The sequence below is a fragment of the Spirosoma spitsbergense DSM 19989 genome (genome assembly GCF_000374085.1).
GTDB classification, from domain to species: domain Bacteria; phylum Bacteroidota; class Bacteroidia; order Cytophagales; family Spirosomataceae; genus Spirosoma; species Spirosoma spitsbergense.
On record NZ_KB893566.1, the window covers coordinates 19,602 to 37,541 of the forward strand.

Consider the following 17,940-nt stretch of genomic DNA (forward strand, 5'->3'; position numbering starts at 1 on the left):
ACTTACTGGTAGTATAATCCCAAAAAACAATGAAAAATGTTCTCTTTCTGTGGCTTGTAGCCAGTTCATCAGCCCTGCCGCAACCGGCACCAAAATTCACCGTTCAGGTGGTTGATAGTCAGATTAGTATCGGATATGGGCTGGCCATTGGCGATGTGGATGGTGATCGGAAACCCGACATTTTACTGGCTGACCAGAAAGAGATTGTCTGGTACAAAAATCCGGGAGGGAAACCTTTAGTCAACGGGACTGCTGGTTGGAAACGATATGTGATGGCGGCAAATCTTACCCCGCAGGACAACGTATGCATTGCTGCCCGCGACCTCAACGGCGATGGTCGGGTAGAAGTGGCTGTTGGTGCAGGCTGGAACCCGTCCGAAACCAGCGACAGCACCAAATCCGGCGCGGTTTTTTACCTGATTCGTCCGCAGGACCCAACCCAACCCTGGGAACCCGTGCGCTTACCCCACGAAGTAACCACCCACCGGATGCGTTGGGCCAAAGTGGGTAAGGATAGCTACCAGTTGGTGGTAGTACCCTTGCATGGGTTAGGTAACAAAAACGGTGAGGGGAAAGGGGTAAGGATTTGGGGATACGAATTTCCAAAAAACGTGCGTGGTACCTGGAAACAGCACCTGGTCGACTCAACCCTGCACCTCACCCATAATTTTGAGGTTTGGGAGGATGGAAACACAACAGGGATGATCGTGGCCAGTAAGGAAGGTGGTCAGATTTTTAGGTGGCAGAAAAATAAATGGCAACCCGTTGATGACGAATCGGCCAGTAATGCGCTGGATATCCTCAGCAAAGGCGTTAGCGGCATCGGCGAAATCCGGCGCATGGACAACGGCCAGCGTATCGCTACTATTCAGCCGATGCACGGCAATTTGCTTCAAATAGAAAGTGGATTTTACTCCTTTCGCGAACCCCGAAAACCCGTTGATGAAAAAGAAATCACGCTCATCACCGACATATTTAATCAGGGACATGCGTTGGTATGCGGGGATTTTCTGGGCCTGGGCAGTGACCAGATTGTTGCTGGCTGGCGAAATCCCAATGCCGAAGGGAAAGTGGGCGTTCGGCTTTTTAAGCAGAAAGAACCGGGTAACATGGAAGGCTACCCGCTGGACGATAGCGTTAATATGGCCTGTGAAGACATGCAGGCCGCCGACCTGGATGGCGACGGTGATCTGGACCTGATTGCATCAGGCCGGTCAACACACAACGTTCTGATTTACTGGAATCAGCGGAAATAGGTTTATGGTTTTCGGTTGCTGTTCCCCGCCGGGGCTGAAACAGCGGTAACTGGCATGTCTGCCAACTGTAAATCGAAAACCATAAACCGTAAACTGCTAATCTATCTGGTTCGTGAAGTTCCGTAACGCGTTGGCTAACTGGCTAAGTTGATGAGTGGTCGCTTCGTCGACCATCGGTTCGTGCGAAATAGTCAACGTGTGGCTGGCCATGTTGAGCATTAGTGTACGAATCAGTTCATTGTCGTATTCACCGGTTTTGAGATGGTCGCGCAGGGTTTCAATTTCCGACAGAATCCGCCCGATACCAATAGAACCGGGTAGCGCATTCAGCCAGCCTTCGAGCATTAATAGCCCGCGTTCGGCCGAAATTTTTGCTTGTGTGCCATCGCCAAATGCTCCCAGCGTATCGGTGAGCATTCGCTGTTCCAGTGTTGCTTCGGTTCCTTCCATACTATAGTCAATGGTTTTAATGATTGTCAGAATAAACGTGTCGCCTGTCCGTTTGTTTGGTTTGTGAGCCTAGAATTGAGTAAATCGCATCTCTTCAGCTTCGCTTTTCTTCAACTATACCGCTAAACCAGTTCGTTACTTTCAGATGGATGTTACCCGCTTACAACCCGACCTACAGTATCAATTTGCCCGGAGTGGCGGTGCCGGTGGGCAAAATGTCAATAAAGTAGCCACAAAAGCCGAACTGCGCTTCAATGTCCGTAATTCTTCGCTATTAACCGACGAAGAACGGGTAATTCTGGAAGAAAAATTAGCCAGCAAGCTAACCACCGAGGGCGAACTGGTGCTGACGCATCAGACCGAGCGCACGCAACTGGCTAATAAAGAAAAGGTAACGAAGAAGTTTTACCGACTGATTGAAAAGGCATTCGAAGTTCCTAAACCCCGCCGGGCAACCAAGCCATCAAAAGCATCGGTGCAGGAGCGAATTACCAGTAAGAAAAAGAAGAGTGATATAAAATCAGGCCGCAAAAGAGTGGATTATGGAGATTGATTATCCAGTAATACACTTTCTTACGGCCCGCTTTTTAACTAATCGAACTCTTTACAATTCCCGAATTTTGATATCCCGGTACCAGACGCGCTCTTTGGGGCTGTGGTTTTGCAGGGCTATTTTTCCCTTGGCGTGGGGCGTAGCGTAGGGCCAGTCGGCAAACTTACTCTTGGTAACCATGGCTTTCCACTCATCCGTACCGTACATGTAATCAACCACTTTTTTGCCGTTCAGGAAATGTTCGACATGGTTGTTGTTGACTACAATACGCCCCTTGTTCCACTCACCGGGTGCTTTGGCAACATTAAAATCCGAAGGAGGAATCATGTCGTAGTTGGCTCCGGTCATTTGCGTATCTTTCAGTTTATAAGGTTTACCCTCGCCATCCAGATAGCCTTTATCATCGATTACCTGGTATTCAGGACCCGACATGTATGTCGACTTGATATCGGGGCTGTCGATGATTTTGTACACGACACCACTGTTGCTGCCTTTGGGGATTTTGAACTCAAACTCCAGTTCAAAATTTCCGTACTCTTTGTCGGTCACCAGGTCGCCACCGGTACCGTCGGGCGTCATGGCCCCGTCTTCTACGGACCACCCAACAACGCCATCTTTATGGTAGCTATGCCAGCCCTTTATTGTTTTTCCGTCGAAGAGTGACGTCCATTTGGGGGGGAGCGTAAAGGAAAAGCTGATGGCCAGTAACCAAAACAGCATTTCCATTTTGAACAGCAGACTTATGGAGTGCAGTAGTCGTTTCATAGAGTTTAGAATTTTGAGTAAAGATAGAATTTTCTTGCCTATCGAGAAAACGAAGGTTTTTATAAAAAGACCCGAGACGGGTGAAAGACGGGCCATGACTAGGATTGACTGAAAATAAGCGTGTTGGCCGTATCAATTTCATCCTGGCTGATGGTATGCGGTTTGTTCGGGTAGATTTTCTCAGTAACGATAGCCCCCATATTTTTCAATAGTTGGGCGGATGCCAACACCCGTTCAACCGGCACGTGAGGGTCCGGATCGCTCGTATCGATAAAAATGGGCGTGTCCGCCAGGGAACCAGTATATTTTTCGGGATAGATTTTATCCCCAACCAACCCGCCGGTGAAGGCAACGACACCCCCATAGCGTGTGGCATTGCGGGCAATATATTCCAGCGTGAGGCAGGCCCCTTGTGAGAACCCCAGAAAGTAGATTTGCTCCGGCTTGATACCCTGTTCCTTAACGGATTCGACCAGATTGGCCAGCAATTTCAGCGAATTGGAAAGCCAGGGTTCGTTCTGCGCAGGTGGGGCAAGGAATGATGTTGGATACCAGCTGTTTCCGGGAGCCTGAGGGGCCAGCAGCGCGAAATCCGGCACGGTTAAGTAATCAGCAATAGAGAGGATGTCGCTGGCAGTACCCCTCTTAAACAGATCGGTTATGGCTACAGTAGAATTCAACATTACCGATACCAGCGACGGTGCTTTTACCATACGGGAGCAGGGGAAAAAATTGGGGAGATGGTCGTCGCTATTTTTGGGGATTGCCTGACCGTCTATCATACCCACGTGATTACCGAAGCCGAGGGGAAGGGGTATGCCAGACAGCTTCTGGATGCCATGGTGGCTTGTGTGCGCGAGAACAAGTTGTGGGCAATGCCCCTTTGCCCGTGTGTGCGGGCCCAGTTTAAACACAACCCGGATGCCTACGCCGACATCTGGAAAAGATATTCATAACACGACTGATCAGCTGATATCCAGTCAAAGCTACCTTTAACGCCGGAATTTCGTCAGGACTGGTTATAAAGTTTCAAAATCGGCTCGTGCATCATCTGCCCTGCCTCCGACAGCACAAAGGCAATCGTTTTGCTGACGGCCTCGGGCGTAACCCAGGTCGCAGGATCGGCATCCGGCATGGCTTTTCGGTTCACTGGTGTATCTATAATACTAGGAACGATGACTGAGGCCGCAATGGATTTTCCCTGGCCATAAGCGTTGATCAGGCTGGCCAGCTCAAATACCAGGGATTTGCTGAGCGAATAGGCCACCAGATCTTTACCCGCGTCGGGCAGTAGAGCAGGCCGGGCACCCACCAGAATGAATTGTCCTCCACCCTGCGCATCGAAAATAGGCAGCAGCGGCTGTACTACGTTGTAGGCCGTCAGGAAGTTAAGCCGGAACATGTTTTCCAGATCATCGACACTCGTTTCTGCAAACCCACCCGCCGTAAATCCCCCGACCAACAGAACAGCTGCGCGGGGAGCCTTCGGACGAACTGTATCTATAAAGCTGGCTACCCCGGCAGGGTCGAGCAGGTCGACGACATGGCTCGTTACCCGCTCGAGGTGGTCGAAAATACCGGTGTTTTTTTGCGAGCCCAGTGTTGCCAGTACCTGATAGCCAAGTTGGTGCAGTTCATGCACTACGCTGGTTCCCAGATGGCCAGCGGCTCCGGTTACGAGAATTGATGCCGATGTGTCCATGGTAATAATGTACGAATTAGCGTTTTACGTTCAGTTGAGCCAGGCTTGTTTTTGGTTAAAAAAAGGGAAGGCTGCACTGAAAATAAAGTCCGGCTCCAGCGCCCGGCAGACTCGTTTCTATCGGGTTGCCCTATCCTGTAAACATACCCGAAAATGCCCGAAGATGCCAGTATAAATCGACGTTTCTGCGGTACAATCTGCGGCTCATTGATAAGATTCTGGCAACCGTTTACGAAAAACCGGATATTTGTCAAACGACCAGAAAAAGAATCCCTTCGCCATAAAATACAGCATTGCCGATAGTTGGGTAGCTTCTAAGCAGGTAATACACTGGCCTGCCATTCAACACCGTCCGAAAACTGGTAATACCATCCAATGAAGCAACCGGAACAAAACCATACGGGTCAACTGACAACGCTGTTTGTGGCAGGCTGTCTCTGGCTGATATGTACCCTGGGTGCTACTGGTCAGAATATAAACCGGCAGATGGTGAACCGGTTGTTGAATCGATTAAAAAACAGCAAAGCGGATACCAGCCGACTTAGTGTATTACTCGAATTAGGCAAGTTTCATATTTATAAAGCGGGAGAAACAAAGACGGATTTAGACAGCGACCGTTTCTATCTGGATCAGGCAAAAACCTGGGTGATTATTCTTCGAGCCACCTTGGCGCGCTTTTCAGGCGGCAGGCGGGCGAATCCATTCAGCAGTATATTATTCGTTACAGGCTCAGATTAGTTGAAACAAAGCCGGGACAGGATACGGTGAGCATTTCGCAAATTGCCGACGAATTTAGTTTTACGGACGTGCGCCATTTCAACAAACTCTTTAAACAGTACTACCATCAAACGCCTACTCATTACCGGCATCAGCCGGCCATCACCCTGAATACGCAACTTCGTCCCCTTGCCTGAGATGTTCACCCGGAAATTTTGCTAAAATAACGTGAGTTCGGGAATAGATTTTCTTCCGACGCTACGCTATCAAGGCCCTACGGACCACATTTGAGCCCTGGCTGATCCTGAACTCACGTTAAAATAGATACCAATCAGCCTGAAAAGCCACACCTTATTCGTTAGGGCACGCCTTTTTAATAAGGTCAACTAGTTGATAAACAGGTAAGTGCCTACAGTAAAAATCCCCCTAATTGGCAGGGGGATTTTTACTGTAAGCAGGCATAGCCTGCGGATTAATCATAAAGCCATCCCGAAAGATCTAGGTAGCCATATCACGGGCTGCCTCTGGGTCATTGTATTTCCGGTCCAGTCCTTCGGTTGATTTCTGGTCGGAGCGGTCCGGACCAGACACCATGTCCTGCGCCATTACGCTGCTCTCGTCGGTCATTTCGCGGGGCATATTCCGGGTTTCCTTCGCTTCTTCCGGACGCTCACCGGGTTTGTGTTCAGCGTTGTCTTTAGCGTTCACATCGTATGGACGGGCGGAGTCGCCCGTATTTGGTTTCACCTGCATGCCTTCTTCTGAACCAGGTTCGGCAGTGGCTCCTTCGTCCAGCCCTTCGTACTTCGTTTCGGGCACAGCTCCATCGGGTTTAGGGCCATCGGTAGGCACCACTCCGGGAGCAGCCGAAGTAAACGTTTGCGCATTAACCTCATGCGAACGGTCGGGCTGGTCGGGTTCCTGAATTTCGGGGGTCGATGGGTTAGGTGAACCCGGCAGGTCAGGGATTTCCGGCCCCGGCAGGGGTGGAGTTGGGGGCGTTTCTGGAATGCCCGGAACGGGTTGCATTGGGTCAGGGCTGCCCGGCGTCGCCGGAATCATGTCGCCCGTGGGTTGCCCTTCTCCAATGATATTCCAGCCACCAAACGAGTTGGTTGTGGTTGATTTATCGTTTTTTTTTGACGACTCCTCCGGCTCATCTTCCGATGGCAGGCCTGTATTTACTGTAGCTCCTGCATCCGGATTTCCCGTGATTTCGGCTACGGCAATAGCGGGTTCGGCATTGGTTTCGTCCATCGTCTCGTTGCCAAGACCTTCGCCAGCCTGTAGAGCTGCTTCGGAGTTTTCGTAAGTTTTACCCCGCAGTTCGTCGCCCTGAAGGCTCCGTTCTTCGTCCGATGTGTAGCGGTTTTTGAGCTGGTCGTCTACCACATCGTCTTCTGTATTGCCGATGGGCGTTAATTTACCGTCAACGAGTTTAACCATATTCGTTTCGGCCTGGTCGGCTCCGAACATCGCATCCGCGTTTTCGTTCGAAACCATATTAGCCTGTTGAGCGCCATCGCTAAGGGTTGAATCTTGCATAACTATAGTATCTGTTTTAGGTATAGTCGAAACAACCGGGAACCGAAAAGGTTTTTGGCGGGTAACGCGTACGAAAGTCCGCATCACTTCAGGGCATCGAACAGAATTTCGGCGGGGTGCTTTGCTTTGCGGCCTGTTCCGTCCTTTATCTGGTGACGGCAACTGGTTCCTGCGGCCGAAATGATGGCCCCTTCTGCCTGACGAACAGCGGGAAACAGCACCAGTTCGCCAATCTGCATCGACAGGTCGTAGTGCTCGGCTTCATAGCCAAACGAGCCAGCCATACCGCAACAGCCCGATGGAATAAGCTGTACGGTATAGTTTAGGGGCAGCGACAATACTTTTTTGACCGGAATCATGTTCGACAGGGCTTTCTGGTAGCAGTGGCCGTGTACTTTCACGAGTTGGACATCGGTAGTAAATACCGTACGGTCGATACGTCCGGCATCTGCTTCGCGGGCCAGCCATTCTTCGAACAGAAAAACGTTTTTGGCCAGACGAAGCGCATCCTCTTTCAGCTCCGCCGGAACCAGGTCGGGGTATTCATCGCGGAAGGTCAGAATGGCCGATGGCTCCAGCCCAATCAGGGGCGTATCATCCGTAACGAGGTCTTTGAGCAGCGTCACGTTCCTGATGGCGAGTTGTTGAGCCTCTTTCACCAGCCCCTTCGACAGATACGTCCGGCCACTTTCAACGTGATAGGGAATGGCAACGGTATAGCCCAAACGTTCCATGAGCTGGGTCGCTTTCTGGCCAACCTCCACATCGTTGTAATTGGTGAACTCGTCGCAGAAGAGAAGGAGTGAGGAGTGAGGAGCGAGTTGTGAGGAGCCATTCGGTTCATTTCTCTTACTCGTGCTGACTGGCTCCTCACTCCTTGAAGAAAACCACTTCCGCAACGTTATCTTCCCCAATTCCGGCATGGAGCGATCAGGGTGAAATCCAACGGCCCGGTTGGCCACTCCGCGCAGTGCGGAAGAACCGTAAATACCGTTATACGCCCAAGGGACCAAACTGGCCAGCGACATTAGTTTGGTGAAATTACCAACCAGCCGCGCCCGGAGCGGAACGCCGTTCCGTTCGTATTGCTGCTGCAAAAATTCGGCCTTCATTTTAGCCATGTCGACACTCGACGGGCATTCTGCCTTGCAGGCTTTGCAGGACAGACACAGGTCCAGCACGTCTTTGACAGCTTCGTAGTCGTGGTCGGTGGGGGTGTCCTGATTGCTGTAAAAATGCCGGAGCATATTGGCTCTGGCGCGGGTGGTATCACTTTCCCGGCGGGTAGCCATGTAACTGGGACACATCGTCCCGCCCGAAATTTCGGTTTTGCGGCAATCGCCGGAGCCGGAGCATTTTTCGGCCAGTTCCAGCAATCCCCCTTCGTTCGAAAAGTCGAAGGTGGTTTTGGGTTGGGGAATGACCAGATCCGCCACATAGCGCAGGGATTCGTTCATGGGCGGAGTATCCACTACCTTGCCCGGATTAAACACGTTGTGCGGGTCCCAGAGAGTTTTCACGTCTTTGCACAACAGGTAGTTCTCCGGCCCGAGCATAAAGGCAATGCACTCGCCCCGCAACCGGCCATCGCCGTGTTCGCCGGATAAGGAGCCACCGTATCGTTTGACCAACTGCGCGGTATCCATCAGCAAGGCCCGGAAATCGGCGCGCCCTGCCGATATTTTGAGATTCATCAGCGGCAGGGCGTGAATTTCGCCCGCCCCCGCGTGGGCCGAGAACTGGAGCCGCAGACCATACTGTTCATGCGCCAGCCGGTCGAGATCGTCGATAAAATCCGGCAGGTCGAGCACATCCACCGCCGTATCTTCAATGACATTTACCGGTTTTTCGTCACCGGCAATGTTATACATCACGCTAAGTCCGGCTTTGCGCAGTGCCCAGGGTTTTTTGGTTTCCTCATCGAACAGAATGGGGTAGGTGTACCCCAGCCCTTTTTCGGTCAGCTCCGCCACGAAGGCTTCGGCCCGCCGGGTAACGGCTTCTACCGTGTCGTCGAAAAACTCGACCATCAGAATCGCCCTGGGGTCGCCCTCCACAAAGGTGCGGTTCTTGCTTTGCTCAATATTGGTTTTGGTCAGTTGCAGCACATAATCATCTACCAGTTCAGAAGCTGAACAGTTGTGTGCCAATGCCACCAGATTCGCTTCGAGTGATTGCCTTATGGTGGGAAAATGCGCACAAACCAGCGCAGTTTCTTTTGGAGGCAACGGCAGCAGGTTTAGTTTGGCTTCGGTTATGAAACAGAGCGTCCCTTCCGAACCGGCAATGAGCGGGGCGAAGTTGAATATAGGTTCCTTCCGTTCCGTCAGCGGGCGAATTAATTCGCCCGCTGACGGAACGGAAGGAACGAAAAATTCCGCCAGTGCATCCAGGGCGTAGCCCGTGTTCCGGCGCGTAACGGTTGGTTTGGGGTAGCCGTCGCGAATTTGCTGCTGTATGGCTGATTGCGACAGCCAGTCGCGAAACTGAACGTACAGCCGTTGTTCGAGCGGACTAACTACGTTTTCTCCCCGGCATTTGGCGTCGAACTGGTCCTGCGTGAGTGGCCCGAACGTTACATCGGCCCCGTCGCTCAGGATTGTGCGTACTTCCAGCAGATGGTCGCGGGTGGTGCCCCATATGATGGAGTGTAATCCGCAGGAATTGTTGCCAATCATGCCGCCAATCATGGCCCGGCTGGCCGTGCTGGTTTCTGGCCCGAACAGCAACCCGTACGGTTTTAGAAAAGCGTTCAGATCATCGCGGATAACGCCGGGTTGTACGCGCACCCACCGCTCCTGTTCGTTAACTTCCAGAATTTGCCCGAAGTATTTCGATATATCAACCACGATGCCACTCCCCACCACCTGCCCGGCCAGCGATGTGCCAGCCGCACGGGGAATAAGCCCGACCGGCTTTCCGGCGATTTTGTGTTGCTGCGCAAACCGGAGCAGTTTTTTGACGTCGGCTATGGATTTCGGCAGGGCTACCGCGATGGGTATTTCCTGATAGACCGACGCATCCGTTGCGTACAGCATCCGCTGGGCCGTATGCGCCGGGGATTCATCGAAATACAGGTCACCCTCAAAACCAGGTAACAGCGTAGAAAAAGGCAATTTGGGCGAAAGGAGGAACATAAAAGGTCTCTTAATTCAGTACATAAAGGTACGAAGAAACCAGTTTGGCTTTGTGTTCCCAGCATTTGCTCCAGGCAAAAACTTACCGCAGATTGGGTACGGGCAATACGGGTAACCCTTCGTTGCCATCCTCGCTCATGGGTGGTTTGGTTGGGAGGATGGTGTAAGCTGAAGCCGGATAAAATGAAGCACCTCGCTTAATGTCATTATCGGGTATGGTTCGGCGACATGGCGGTGATAGGGATACGTATCGAACTGGGGAAAGTGAGCGGCATTATCCCATCGGTACATTGTTTGATCATCCTTGTCCATCCAATGGTAACCGTACTTGAACTTACTCCCCGTTTGGGATTCGTAGGCGGATAATCGTGACCCATCCACGAAAACCACCGTACATCGTTCTATCAATTTCTGGTCAGCTACTTTTTCTATCTCGAAATGAGTGGAACGGATAACTACGCTGAATGGATCGACAATCTCCTTCATGGCCTGACCCGCCGAAGATTATCAGCGTAAATACGCACAAAATCAAGGGCATCATCCCAGGCAAAATCATCGTTTTCCTTCTCAACAACACTAAACTTCGACAATTCCGGGTCGGATGAGTTGATTGCCCGCTGATGAAATTCATCAAGCCCCATGCCATATTTCTGCTCATAAAAATCAACCCGACTCTGATAGTAGCTGATTTTCTGCTCTAATGCCTGACGAGCCTGTATGCGCAGGAAATCGTCGGTATTCTGATAACCGAGGGCGTGAATCACCTCTTCCGGAACGGACTGACCCGCAGAAACTGACATAGGCGTAGGTGCTTTTATCAAAGATAACGAAAATATGGAAGCAATCAGCCTAGTGTACGGCCCTGTTGCCCGGTGATTTACCGCAGATTTGGGGCGGGCAATACGGGTAGACCTTCGTTGCCATCCTCGCTCACAGCCTGCACGGCGAAGTAGTAATTGTCTTTGGAGTAGGGCAGGGTCATGCCGAGTTTGGGGGTAAAGAATTTCTTCTGCCAGAAGGGCCAGTACGTTTCGCGCATCAGTACGTAATAGCCTTTTACCTTGCCGGTTTTGGGGGCTTGCCAGTACAAAGTCGTTGAGTTGGTCAGGTTCCGTACTTCAATGGTTACCTGCTGCGGCATGGTGGGCGATTTGGCCAGATTCGCCAGCGTGGCCAGGTTGAGGGCAGTATTTTTGCGGAGATAGTCGAAATCCATAAACTTGATCAAATCCCCGTACTCGATGCCGTTCTCAGTCCGTAAATCCTGGTGCTGGTGTTCGTAGTTCTCATTCATCTCGGTCATGCGAACGGCCGCAAAACCGCGCTGCACGTAAGGCGTATGGTCGCCCCCACGCAGGTAGCGGTCATTACGGTATACCATGACCACTTCCAGATTTTCGACGTAGCGTTCGCCTACGTCTTTCAGGTACCGGGCCAGGGTGCGGGCTTTACCATCGTTTTCGTTGCCAAACCGCTGTATCTGCCCAATGCGTCCGGTGGTGTCTTTGAGCAGTACACTTGGTAGCCCTTCGCTGAAAACGCGGAGCCGGGTGTTGTCGATGATGCGGGTGTCGGAACTGTTATTGCTGCCCATGATGTCGTTGTTCAGGACGGCTTCCAGATTCCACTTTTCCTTCACGGCCCGCTCCGATAGATGCTCGGCACCCAATAACCCCTGTTCCTCGCCCGTGAGGGCAACGAAGATAACCGTAGCCGGGAACGACGATTTACTCATTACCCGGCAGAGTTCAATAACGGCGGCCGTACCGGAGCCATCGTCGTTGGCGCCCGGTGCGTCGGATTCCCGATTCATGACGTTGGTTACCCGGCTATCCATGTGGCCCTGCACAATGAAGATACGGTCGTCGTTGGGGTCGGTGCCTTTGAGGGTGGCCATCACGTTACCCATGTTGGCGGGTTTGTCCACGCGTCGTCCGTCGGGTTGCAGCGTCCAGGTATCCAGGATCGCCGTCATGCGCCCGTTCGACTGTTTGGCGTACTGCTGGAACTTGCCCAGAATCCACTGCCGGGCGGCTCCCAGCCCTTTTTTGGCAACAGCCGCATTGGCATCGGCGGGAACACTCAGCGTGTGGCGGGTCCCGAAACTAACCAGCCCCGTTACGTGCGCCCGCAGGCTATCCGCCGATACCTGCGCAACCAGGTCGGCAATTTGCGGGTCGCGGTTGATAATGACGGTTTGGGAGAAAGCGGATAATGTACCCAGCAAAAAGGCAACAGGAAGGAGTTGTACTTTCATGTAGTTGATGATTAGCGGGCGAAGCTACTAAAAAACCGGGATGGTGCCGCTCCATTATCGACTAATTAGTGGCAGGATGGGCAATAACAGGTGTTGAGAAAGAGTACGTAGTGAAGCCCGATATGCCTACACTTTTTAGCCACTGCCGAAAAAGTAGATTTGACGCTCTGGCTGGATAAAGAATAAATCGTAAACTTATGATCGGATTAAGCGGTTCAATTCGGGGTAAGACCAACGGATAACCGTTGCTGTATTCGCCCTCGCTTATTATTTACTGCTATATGCCTGCTATTGAACCCGACCTCAAAAAAGCCATTGTCCGAATGTCGGGCCTGGAAAAAGACAAACTGCTGCTGCGCCTGGTAGCAAAAGATGTTGTCCTGACCGAACGACTCCAGTTCGAGCTGGTTGAAGAGGGCAAAACCATCGACGAACGGCGTAAACTGATTCGGGACTTCATCGACCGAACCGCCCGCCTTCATGCCGACACGCCCGGCTGGCTGATGATGGATATGCGGACCGTGGCGGGTTACATCACCCGCCACATGAAAGTTACGAAGGATAAGTATGGTGAGGTAGACCTGATGCTGTATACACTTAACACCTTCTACGACCATAACGCGCATCTTTTGCAGAAATACAACTCCCGTTCCGATTCGGCGGCCGAATACATTGCCAAGCGGACGGATATGATTCTCAAGAAAGTCGTTAAGCTCGACCCCGATTATTACATTGAATTCGCTGATAGTATCAATAAACTCCTCGGCTGGATGCATAACACAGCCCCCGCCCATTACGCCCGGCAGCTCGGCTTGCCCAAGGAATGGCAGGTGTGATATTGATGCATTGCGTTGGTTGGCTTCGTCAGTCTACTTGAGCAATAAATAAACCCTGACTCGTCTCTGCTGGTTATCTTTCTATAAATGTACGTATGCAGTATGAGTACAAATCAAACCGTTCTAATTACTGGTGGCACCGGCGACATTGGCCGTCGGCTGACGCAGTTGCTGCTCCAGCAGGATTATCAGGTTGCTTACCTAAGCCGAAGTAGCGAATCCATTCCTGATGTAACCGTCTACCAGTGGGATATAAAAAAAGAACACGTTGACCCGAAGGCCATTGCTACCGCCGATTATATTATCCATTTGGCGGGGGCTGGTATTGCCGATGAACGCTGGACCGACAAGCGTAAAGAGGAGATTCTCAAAAGCCGTACCCAATCCACGGAACTGCTGACGCAGGCGCTGACCAGGAATAAACATCACGTAAAGTCATTCATTGGGTCCTCGGCCATTGGCTACTACGGGGCCGACACGAGCGACCGCCCTATGACGGAAACCAGCGTTGGCGGTACCGATTTTATGGCGCAGGTTGTACGGGCCTGGGAACGCTCCGAAGAACAGGTAGCGGCACTCGGTATCCGAACGGTGAAGTTGCGCACGGGCGTAGTGCTAACCATGACGGGCGGAGCGTTGCCCAAACTGGTACAACCCGTTAAACTGGGAGCAGGGGCCCCCATTGGGTCCGGGCAGCAGTACATATCCTGGATTCACCTCGATGACCTGTGCCGGATGTACATCCAGGCCTTAACCGACGAGTCGTGGCAGGGGGTGTATAACGCCGTGGCGCCCAGTCCGGTCACCAACGAAACCCTGACCCGTGCCATTGCTGATGTACTACATCGGCCCATGATTCTGCCCAACATTCCCACCTTTGTCATTAAGCTACTATATGGCGAAATGGCCATCGTTGTAACAGGCGGTAACTATGTATTAAACAAGCGCATTGCCGAAGAAACCAATTTCAGGTATCAGTTTACCGATGTAAGAACGGCTCTGGAGAACCTGTTGGAATAGGGTAAAAGGTCATTAATGGTCATTGGTTGTCAATGACCATTAATGACTAAAAGAAACTAGCTCCATTCCCGGTCGGCGGAATCTTTCGTATTCCAATTATCGGTAGGGGCAAACCAGGTAGCTCCTTTTTTGAGGAATTTTTTGGCGGCCTCTTCGTTCAATTCGACACCGAGACCGGGCCGGTCGGGAACTTTGACGAATCCCTTTTCAACGATGGGTTTGATGCCCGTTACAATGTTCTCCCACCCGTCAACATCGACACCGTGGTGTTCGAGAGCAACGAAGTTTTCAGTAGCAGCTGCGCAGTGAACATTAGCCATCATGGAAATGGGCGACCCGGCAAAGTGCATCGCCATCGGAATCCCGGCTTCTTCGGCATAGTCGCCAATCTTTTTAGTTTCCAGCAACCCACCCGATGAGGCCAGATCGGGATGAATCATATCGACAGCCCGCGCATCGATGAGTTTTTTGAAGCCTTCCTTCAGATAAATATCCTCGCCGGTTAGCGTCGGGGTATCTATTGCGTCAGAAATCTGTTTCCACTGATCGGTGTAGAACCAGGGGACTAAATCTTCCAGCCAGGCCAGCCGGAAGGGTTCCATCGCCTTACCAATCTGGATGGCGGTATTGACATCGAAGTGCCCGAAATGGTCAGCAGCCAGTGGGGTGTCGTAGCCCACAATTTCGCGCACCCGTCCTACGTGGTCCACTAATTTATCCAACCCTTTTTTAGTAACCTGAATGCGGGTGAAGGGGTGTTTTGTGGTGGAATAATTACCCACCTTTCCCGGTTCGGAATCAATCCACTGCCGCTTCACGCTCCAGCTATTTCCATTGACCAGTAGCCCTGGTTGATCAGCGAGCATACCGATCCCAAAATCCATTTTCAAAAATGTATAGCCCTGATCTTTACGCTTCTTCATATTCTCCGCAAATCCCTCATATGTATCAGATTCCGGCGTATCGGCATAGAGCCGGATAAAATCGCGGTACTTTCCGCCCAGCAACTGATACGCGGGTACGTTATAGGCTTTTCCGGCCAAATCCCACAGGGCCATCTCTACACCACAAACGCCACCAGCCGCCCGGCTTTGCCCACCAAACTGCTTTATTTGTTTAAAAATCTGTTCGACACTACAGGGGTTCTTACCCAACAGTCGGCTTTTGAGCATGAGCGCGTAGTTGGCACTGGCTCCATCACGTACCTCGCCCCAGCCTACCAGGCCCTGGTTCGTGTCGATCCGGATAATAGGACTACTGAAAGGCACTCCATTAAGAACGGCCACGCGCAAGTCGGTAATTTTCAGATCTGCCGGTTTGGAGTCGCGGGGAACTTTCTGGGTAATAAATTCCAGTTCCTGATCCACCGAATGTGGCCCCGGCTTGTTATCAAACATAAAACCAAGAGACAGCCCACCCAGACCGGCGTTGCGCAAAAAGTCACGGCGATCAGAAGAAGGAGAGCCGGAAGCGGCTAATCGGGAAAAAATGTTTTTCATGGCAAAGGGGGTTTGGGGTTACGATTACAACGGCTGGCGTGGCACGTCTTCCGTTTGTGCAACGCTGTACGAGTATAGAAATAAGCGAACGTCAGTATTTTACTCATGCTCCGTTCTTTTTGATTTGACAAATAGGGATGCCTGGTAACTGACGAATGGGGAGCTCATAATCAGACCGATAGCCTGTTCTTTGACAGAATGAGCTGGGAGGGTATTCATCTTAGGTAAGCGTATTGACCCCTTAAACCAAACCATGAAAACGCAAACACGATTTTTGTTGACTGTCCTTACCCTGGCGGGGAGCCTGGTAGCCCACGCCCAGCGGGTAGGGTCAACGCCCGACTATGTTACTGCTTTAACCGCCAACTGGAAAGGTGAGCGGCTACCGGATGGCCGCCCGAACGTTTCTGACCTGGTGCTGGACCGCCTGCAAAACTGTACACTGGAGCAAATATGGGGTTATCTGGGTAACAAAGGCTACCGAAATCAGGTGGAAAAAAACTGGATTATTCTTAAGCCCGGCGAAACTATGACGGGGCGGGTGGTAACGGCTCAGTTTATGCCCACACGTCCTGACCTTGACAGTATGGTGCGGGCAGTGGGCAAAGCCGAAGGCCGATCCCAGAAGGGGGGAATCAATATCTGGCCCATCGACATCCTGACCAAGGGTGATATTTACGTAGCCGATGGGTATGGCAAGATCAAAGATGGAACACTGATTGGCTCAAGCCTGGGTAATGCCATTTACGGCAAAACGGGAAAGGGGGTTATCTTCTACGGGTCGGTTCGGGACATGCAGGAACTGAAAGATACCAAAGGATTCAATGCCTGGGTGAAAGGCCATGACCCGTCGTACATCAAAGACATGACGCCTACCTCCATCAATGCCCCGATTCGCATTGGCGAGGTTACCGTGTTGCCCGGCGATGTGGTCTTTGCCAATGAATATGGGGTTGTTTTCATTCCGGCTCACTTGGTGGAAGGGCTGGTATCGGCCTCGGAAATGACGGGACTGCGCGATGAATTTGAGCGGGTATTACTGCAGCAGGGGAAATACCCATCCGGCGAAATTCATGGTGAATGGTCCGAAAAAATAAAGGGAGAGTTCAGAGCATGGGTGGCCAAATACCCAAAAAAGCTAGCCATTACGAGTAAAGAAATAGAAACCTATCTGGCAAAAGAAGGCCATTAATTGACGAACCCGATGAGATTCAGTGCTGCTTTTTTACTCCTTTTTTGGGTTATAGTTTACGCTAACGTTCCCTTGTCAGCGCAAACAATTCCGAAAGACGAACTGGTTTTTCTAACGTCCTACTGGAAAGGAGAACGCTTCCCGGATGGCCGCCCTAAAATTTCCGATGACCTGGTAGAGCGGGCCAAACACATTGGTATTGATGATGCCTGGACGGTTTTGAAGAATGAAGGTTACACCAATCAGTTTGAAGGTGGCTGGAAATTGATTCAGAACGATGTGCCGGTAACAGGGCGGGCTGTGACGGCGATGTTCATGCCCAGCCGACCCGATGTGGAAAAAAACATTAAAGACCGGGGAATTGCCAGACAGGGACGAAAAGGGAACACCAATACCTGGCCCATCGAAACGCTCACGAAGGGGGATGTGTACGTAGCCGACGCTTTTGGCAAAGTTGGCGGGGGTACGCTGATTGGGGCTACCCTGGGAAATGCCATTTTCAGCAAAACCGGAAACGGCGTTATTTTCGACGGGGCCGCCCGCGATTTGCAGGAGCTACAGAACATCAAAGGATTCAACGCGTTTGTGCGCGATTTCCACCCCTCTTTTCTGGAAGAAATGGTGTTGATGGGTCTCAACTCCCCCATACGCATTGGCCGTGTCATGGTGCTGCCGGGCGATTTGGTTATTGCCCAGCGGGAAGGGGTTCTTTTTGTACCGGCCCACCTGGCCGAACAGGTTGTCGGCACCGCCGAGTTCGTTACCCGCAAGGATCTGTTTGGTTTCGAGATGGTTAAATCTGGCCGCTATACAACCGGTCAGATCGACAGTCAGTGGACGGAAGAAATCAAGACGGAGTTTCTTGCCTGGTTAGGTAAGCACCCCGAAGCTGGCTCCATGACCAAAGCCGAGCTGGATAGAGTAATGAGTAAGCGAACCTGGTAATAGAGATTTCTGGGGTACAAAAAAACCTTCTTCCAAGCGGAAGAAGGTTTTTTTGTTGATGTTCCT

19 protein-coding genes are annotated in these 17,940 nt (G+C 51.6%); 9 read left to right on the forward strand and 10 right to left on the reverse strand.

Annotated features, from left to right (window positions below; genetic code table 11):
• The first annotated feature begins 29 nt into the window (after positions 1-29).
• Positions 30-1,256 (forward strand): FG-GAP repeat domain-containing protein, encoded by a 1,227-nt coding sequence (locus tag B157_RS0122235; RefSeq protein WP_020605517.1) that lies wholly within the window; start codon positions 30-32, stop codon positions 1,254-1,256.
• Between the two features lie 96 nt (positions 1,257-1,352).
• Here the strand turns inward: B157_RS0122235 and B157_RS0122240 are convergent, their stop codons facing one another.
• Positions 1,353-1,706: a hypothetical protein gene (locus tag B157_RS0122240; RefSeq protein ID WP_020605518.1), complete on the reverse strand. Its 354-nt coding sequence runs from the start codon at positions 1,704-1,706 to the stop codon at positions 1,353-1,355.
• Positions 1,707-1,851: 145 nt separating this feature from the next.
• On the opposite strand from B157_RS0122240, the gene arfB reads away from it, so the two are divergent.
• Positions 1,852-2,259, forward strand: coding sequence for an alternative ribosome rescue aminoacyl-tRNA hydrolase ArfB (gene arfB, locus B157_RS0122245; RefSeq protein WP_020605519.1), 408 nt, complete (start codon positions 1,852-1,854; stop codon positions 2,257-2,259).
• Positions 2,260-2,310: 51 nt separating this feature from the next.
• On the opposite strand, the gene B157_RS0122250 is transcribed toward arfB, so the two are convergent.
• On the reverse strand, positions 2,311-2,985 hold the full coding sequence (locus tag B157_RS0122250) for a 3-keto-disaccharide hydrolase (protein ID WP_157618544.1): 675 nt from the start codon (positions 2,983-2,985) through the stop codon (positions 2,311-2,313).
• A gap of 137 nt (positions 2,986-3,122) precedes the next feature.
• Positions 3,123-3,737: an alpha/beta hydrolase gene (locus B157_RS0122255; RefSeq protein ID WP_020605521.1), complete on the reverse strand. Its 615-nt coding sequence runs from the start codon at positions 3,735-3,737 to the stop codon at positions 3,123-3,125.
• Positions 3,738-3,755: 18 nt separating this feature from the next.
• Between B157_RS0122255 and B157_RS37625 the strand changes: the two genes are divergently transcribed.
• Positions 3,756-3,980: a GNAT family N-acetyltransferase gene (locus tag B157_RS37625; protein WP_425423213.1), complete on the forward strand. Its 225-nt coding sequence runs from the start codon at positions 3,756-3,758 to the stop codon at positions 3,978-3,980.
• Between the two features lie 53 nt (positions 3,981-4,033).
• Here B157_RS37625 and B157_RS0122260 read toward each other — a convergent pair whose 3' ends face one another.
• On the reverse strand, positions 4,034-4,726 hold the full coding sequence (locus B157_RS0122260) for an SDR family NAD(P)-dependent oxidoreductase (RefSeq protein WP_020605523.1): 693 nt from the start codon (positions 4,724-4,726) through the stop codon (positions 4,034-4,036).
• A gap of 375 nt (positions 4,727-5,101) precedes the next feature.
• On the opposite strand from B157_RS0122260, the gene B157_RS0122265 reads away from it, so the two are divergent.
• Together B157_RS0122265 and B157_RS37630 are read left to right on the forward strand one after the other, a co-directional pair.
• Complete coding sequence (locus B157_RS0122265; RefSeq protein ID WP_020605524.1) at positions 5,102-5,464, forward strand: hypothetical protein; 363 nt, start codon at positions 5,102-5,104, stop codon at positions 5,462-5,464.
• Positions 5,428-5,640, forward strand: a complete 213-nt coding sequence (locus tag B157_RS37630; RefSeq protein WP_245565201.1) for a helix-turn-helix domain-containing protein — start codon at positions 5,428-5,430, stop codon at positions 5,638-5,640. Before B157_RS0122265 ends, B157_RS37630 begins: the two co-directional genes overlap by 37 nt.
• A gap of 301 nt (positions 5,641-5,941) precedes the next feature.
• Here the strand turns inward: B157_RS37630 and B157_RS0122275 are convergent, their stop codons facing one another.
• The 5 genes from B157_RS0122275 to B157_RS0122295 form a co-directional block, all read right to left on the reverse strand.
• Positions 5,942-6,988: a hypothetical protein gene (locus tag B157_RS0122275; protein ID WP_020605526.1), complete on the reverse strand. Its 1,047-nt coding sequence runs from the start codon at positions 6,986-6,988 to the stop codon at positions 5,942-5,944.
• 83 nt (positions 6,989-7,071) lie between these two features.
• The gene (locus tag B157_RS0122280; protein WP_020605527.1) at positions 7,072-10,125 is read right to left on the reverse strand and encodes an FAD-binding and (Fe-S)-binding domain-containing protein; all 3,054 of its coding nucleotides are present in this window, start codon (positions 10,123-10,125) and stop codon (positions 7,072-7,074) included.
• A 135-nt stretch (positions 10,126-10,260) separates the two neighbouring features.
• Entirely contained in the window at positions 10,261-10,611 is a 351-nt protein-coding gene (locus tag B157_RS36945) for a toxin-antitoxin system TumE family protein (RefSeq protein WP_020605528.1), read from the reverse strand.
• Positions 10,608-10,925 carry a hypothetical protein gene (locus B157_RS0122290; protein WP_020605529.1) on the reverse strand — a complete coding sequence of 106 codons (318 nt, stop codon included), beginning with the start codon at positions 10,923-10,925 and terminating at the stop codon, positions 10,608-10,610. The genes B157_RS36945 and B157_RS0122290 overlap by 4 nt, the downstream gene beginning before the upstream one ends.
• Before the next feature lie 77 nt (positions 10,926-11,002).
• The gene (locus B157_RS0122295) at positions 11,003-12,382 is read right to left on the reverse strand and encodes a M28 family metallopeptidase (protein ID WP_020605530.1); all 1,380 of its coding nucleotides are present in this window, start codon (positions 12,380-12,382) and stop codon (positions 11,003-11,005) included.
• A gap of 281 nt (positions 12,383-12,663) precedes the next feature.
• On the opposite strand from B157_RS0122295, the gene B157_RS0122300 reads away from it, so the two are divergent.
• Positions 12,664-13,218 (forward strand): hypothetical protein, encoded by a 555-nt coding sequence (locus B157_RS0122300; protein WP_026308892.1) that lies wholly within the window; start codon positions 12,664-12,666, stop codon positions 13,216-13,218.
• Positions 13,219-13,320: 102 nt separating this feature from the next.
• The gene (locus tag B157_RS0122305) at positions 13,321-14,238 is read left to right on the forward strand and encodes a TIGR01777 family oxidoreductase (RefSeq protein WP_020605532.1); all 918 of its coding nucleotides are present in this window, start codon (positions 13,321-13,323) and stop codon (positions 14,236-14,238) included.
• A 56-nt stretch (positions 14,239-14,294) separates the two neighbouring features.
• On the opposite strand, the gene B157_RS0122310 is transcribed toward B157_RS0122305, so the two are convergent.
• Positions 14,295-15,737, reverse strand: a complete 1,443-nt coding sequence (locus B157_RS0122310; protein WP_020605533.1) for a mandelate racemase/muconate lactonizing enzyme family protein — start codon at positions 15,735-15,737, stop codon at positions 14,295-14,297.
• 253 nt (positions 15,738-15,990) lie between these two features.
• Between B157_RS0122310 and B157_RS0122320 the strand changes: the two genes are divergently transcribed.
• Together B157_RS0122320 and B157_RS0122325 are read left to right on the forward strand one after the other, a co-directional pair.
• Positions 15,991-16,929, forward strand: coding sequence for an RraA family protein (locus B157_RS0122320; protein WP_020605535.1), 939 nt, complete (start codon positions 15,991-15,993; stop codon positions 16,927-16,929).
• Positions 16,930-16,941: 12 nt separating this feature from the next.
• Entirely contained in the window at positions 16,942-17,874 is a 933-nt protein-coding gene (locus B157_RS0122325; protein WP_020605536.1) for an RraA family protein, read from the forward strand.
• The last annotated feature ends 66 nt before the right edge of the window (positions 17,875-17,940 follow it).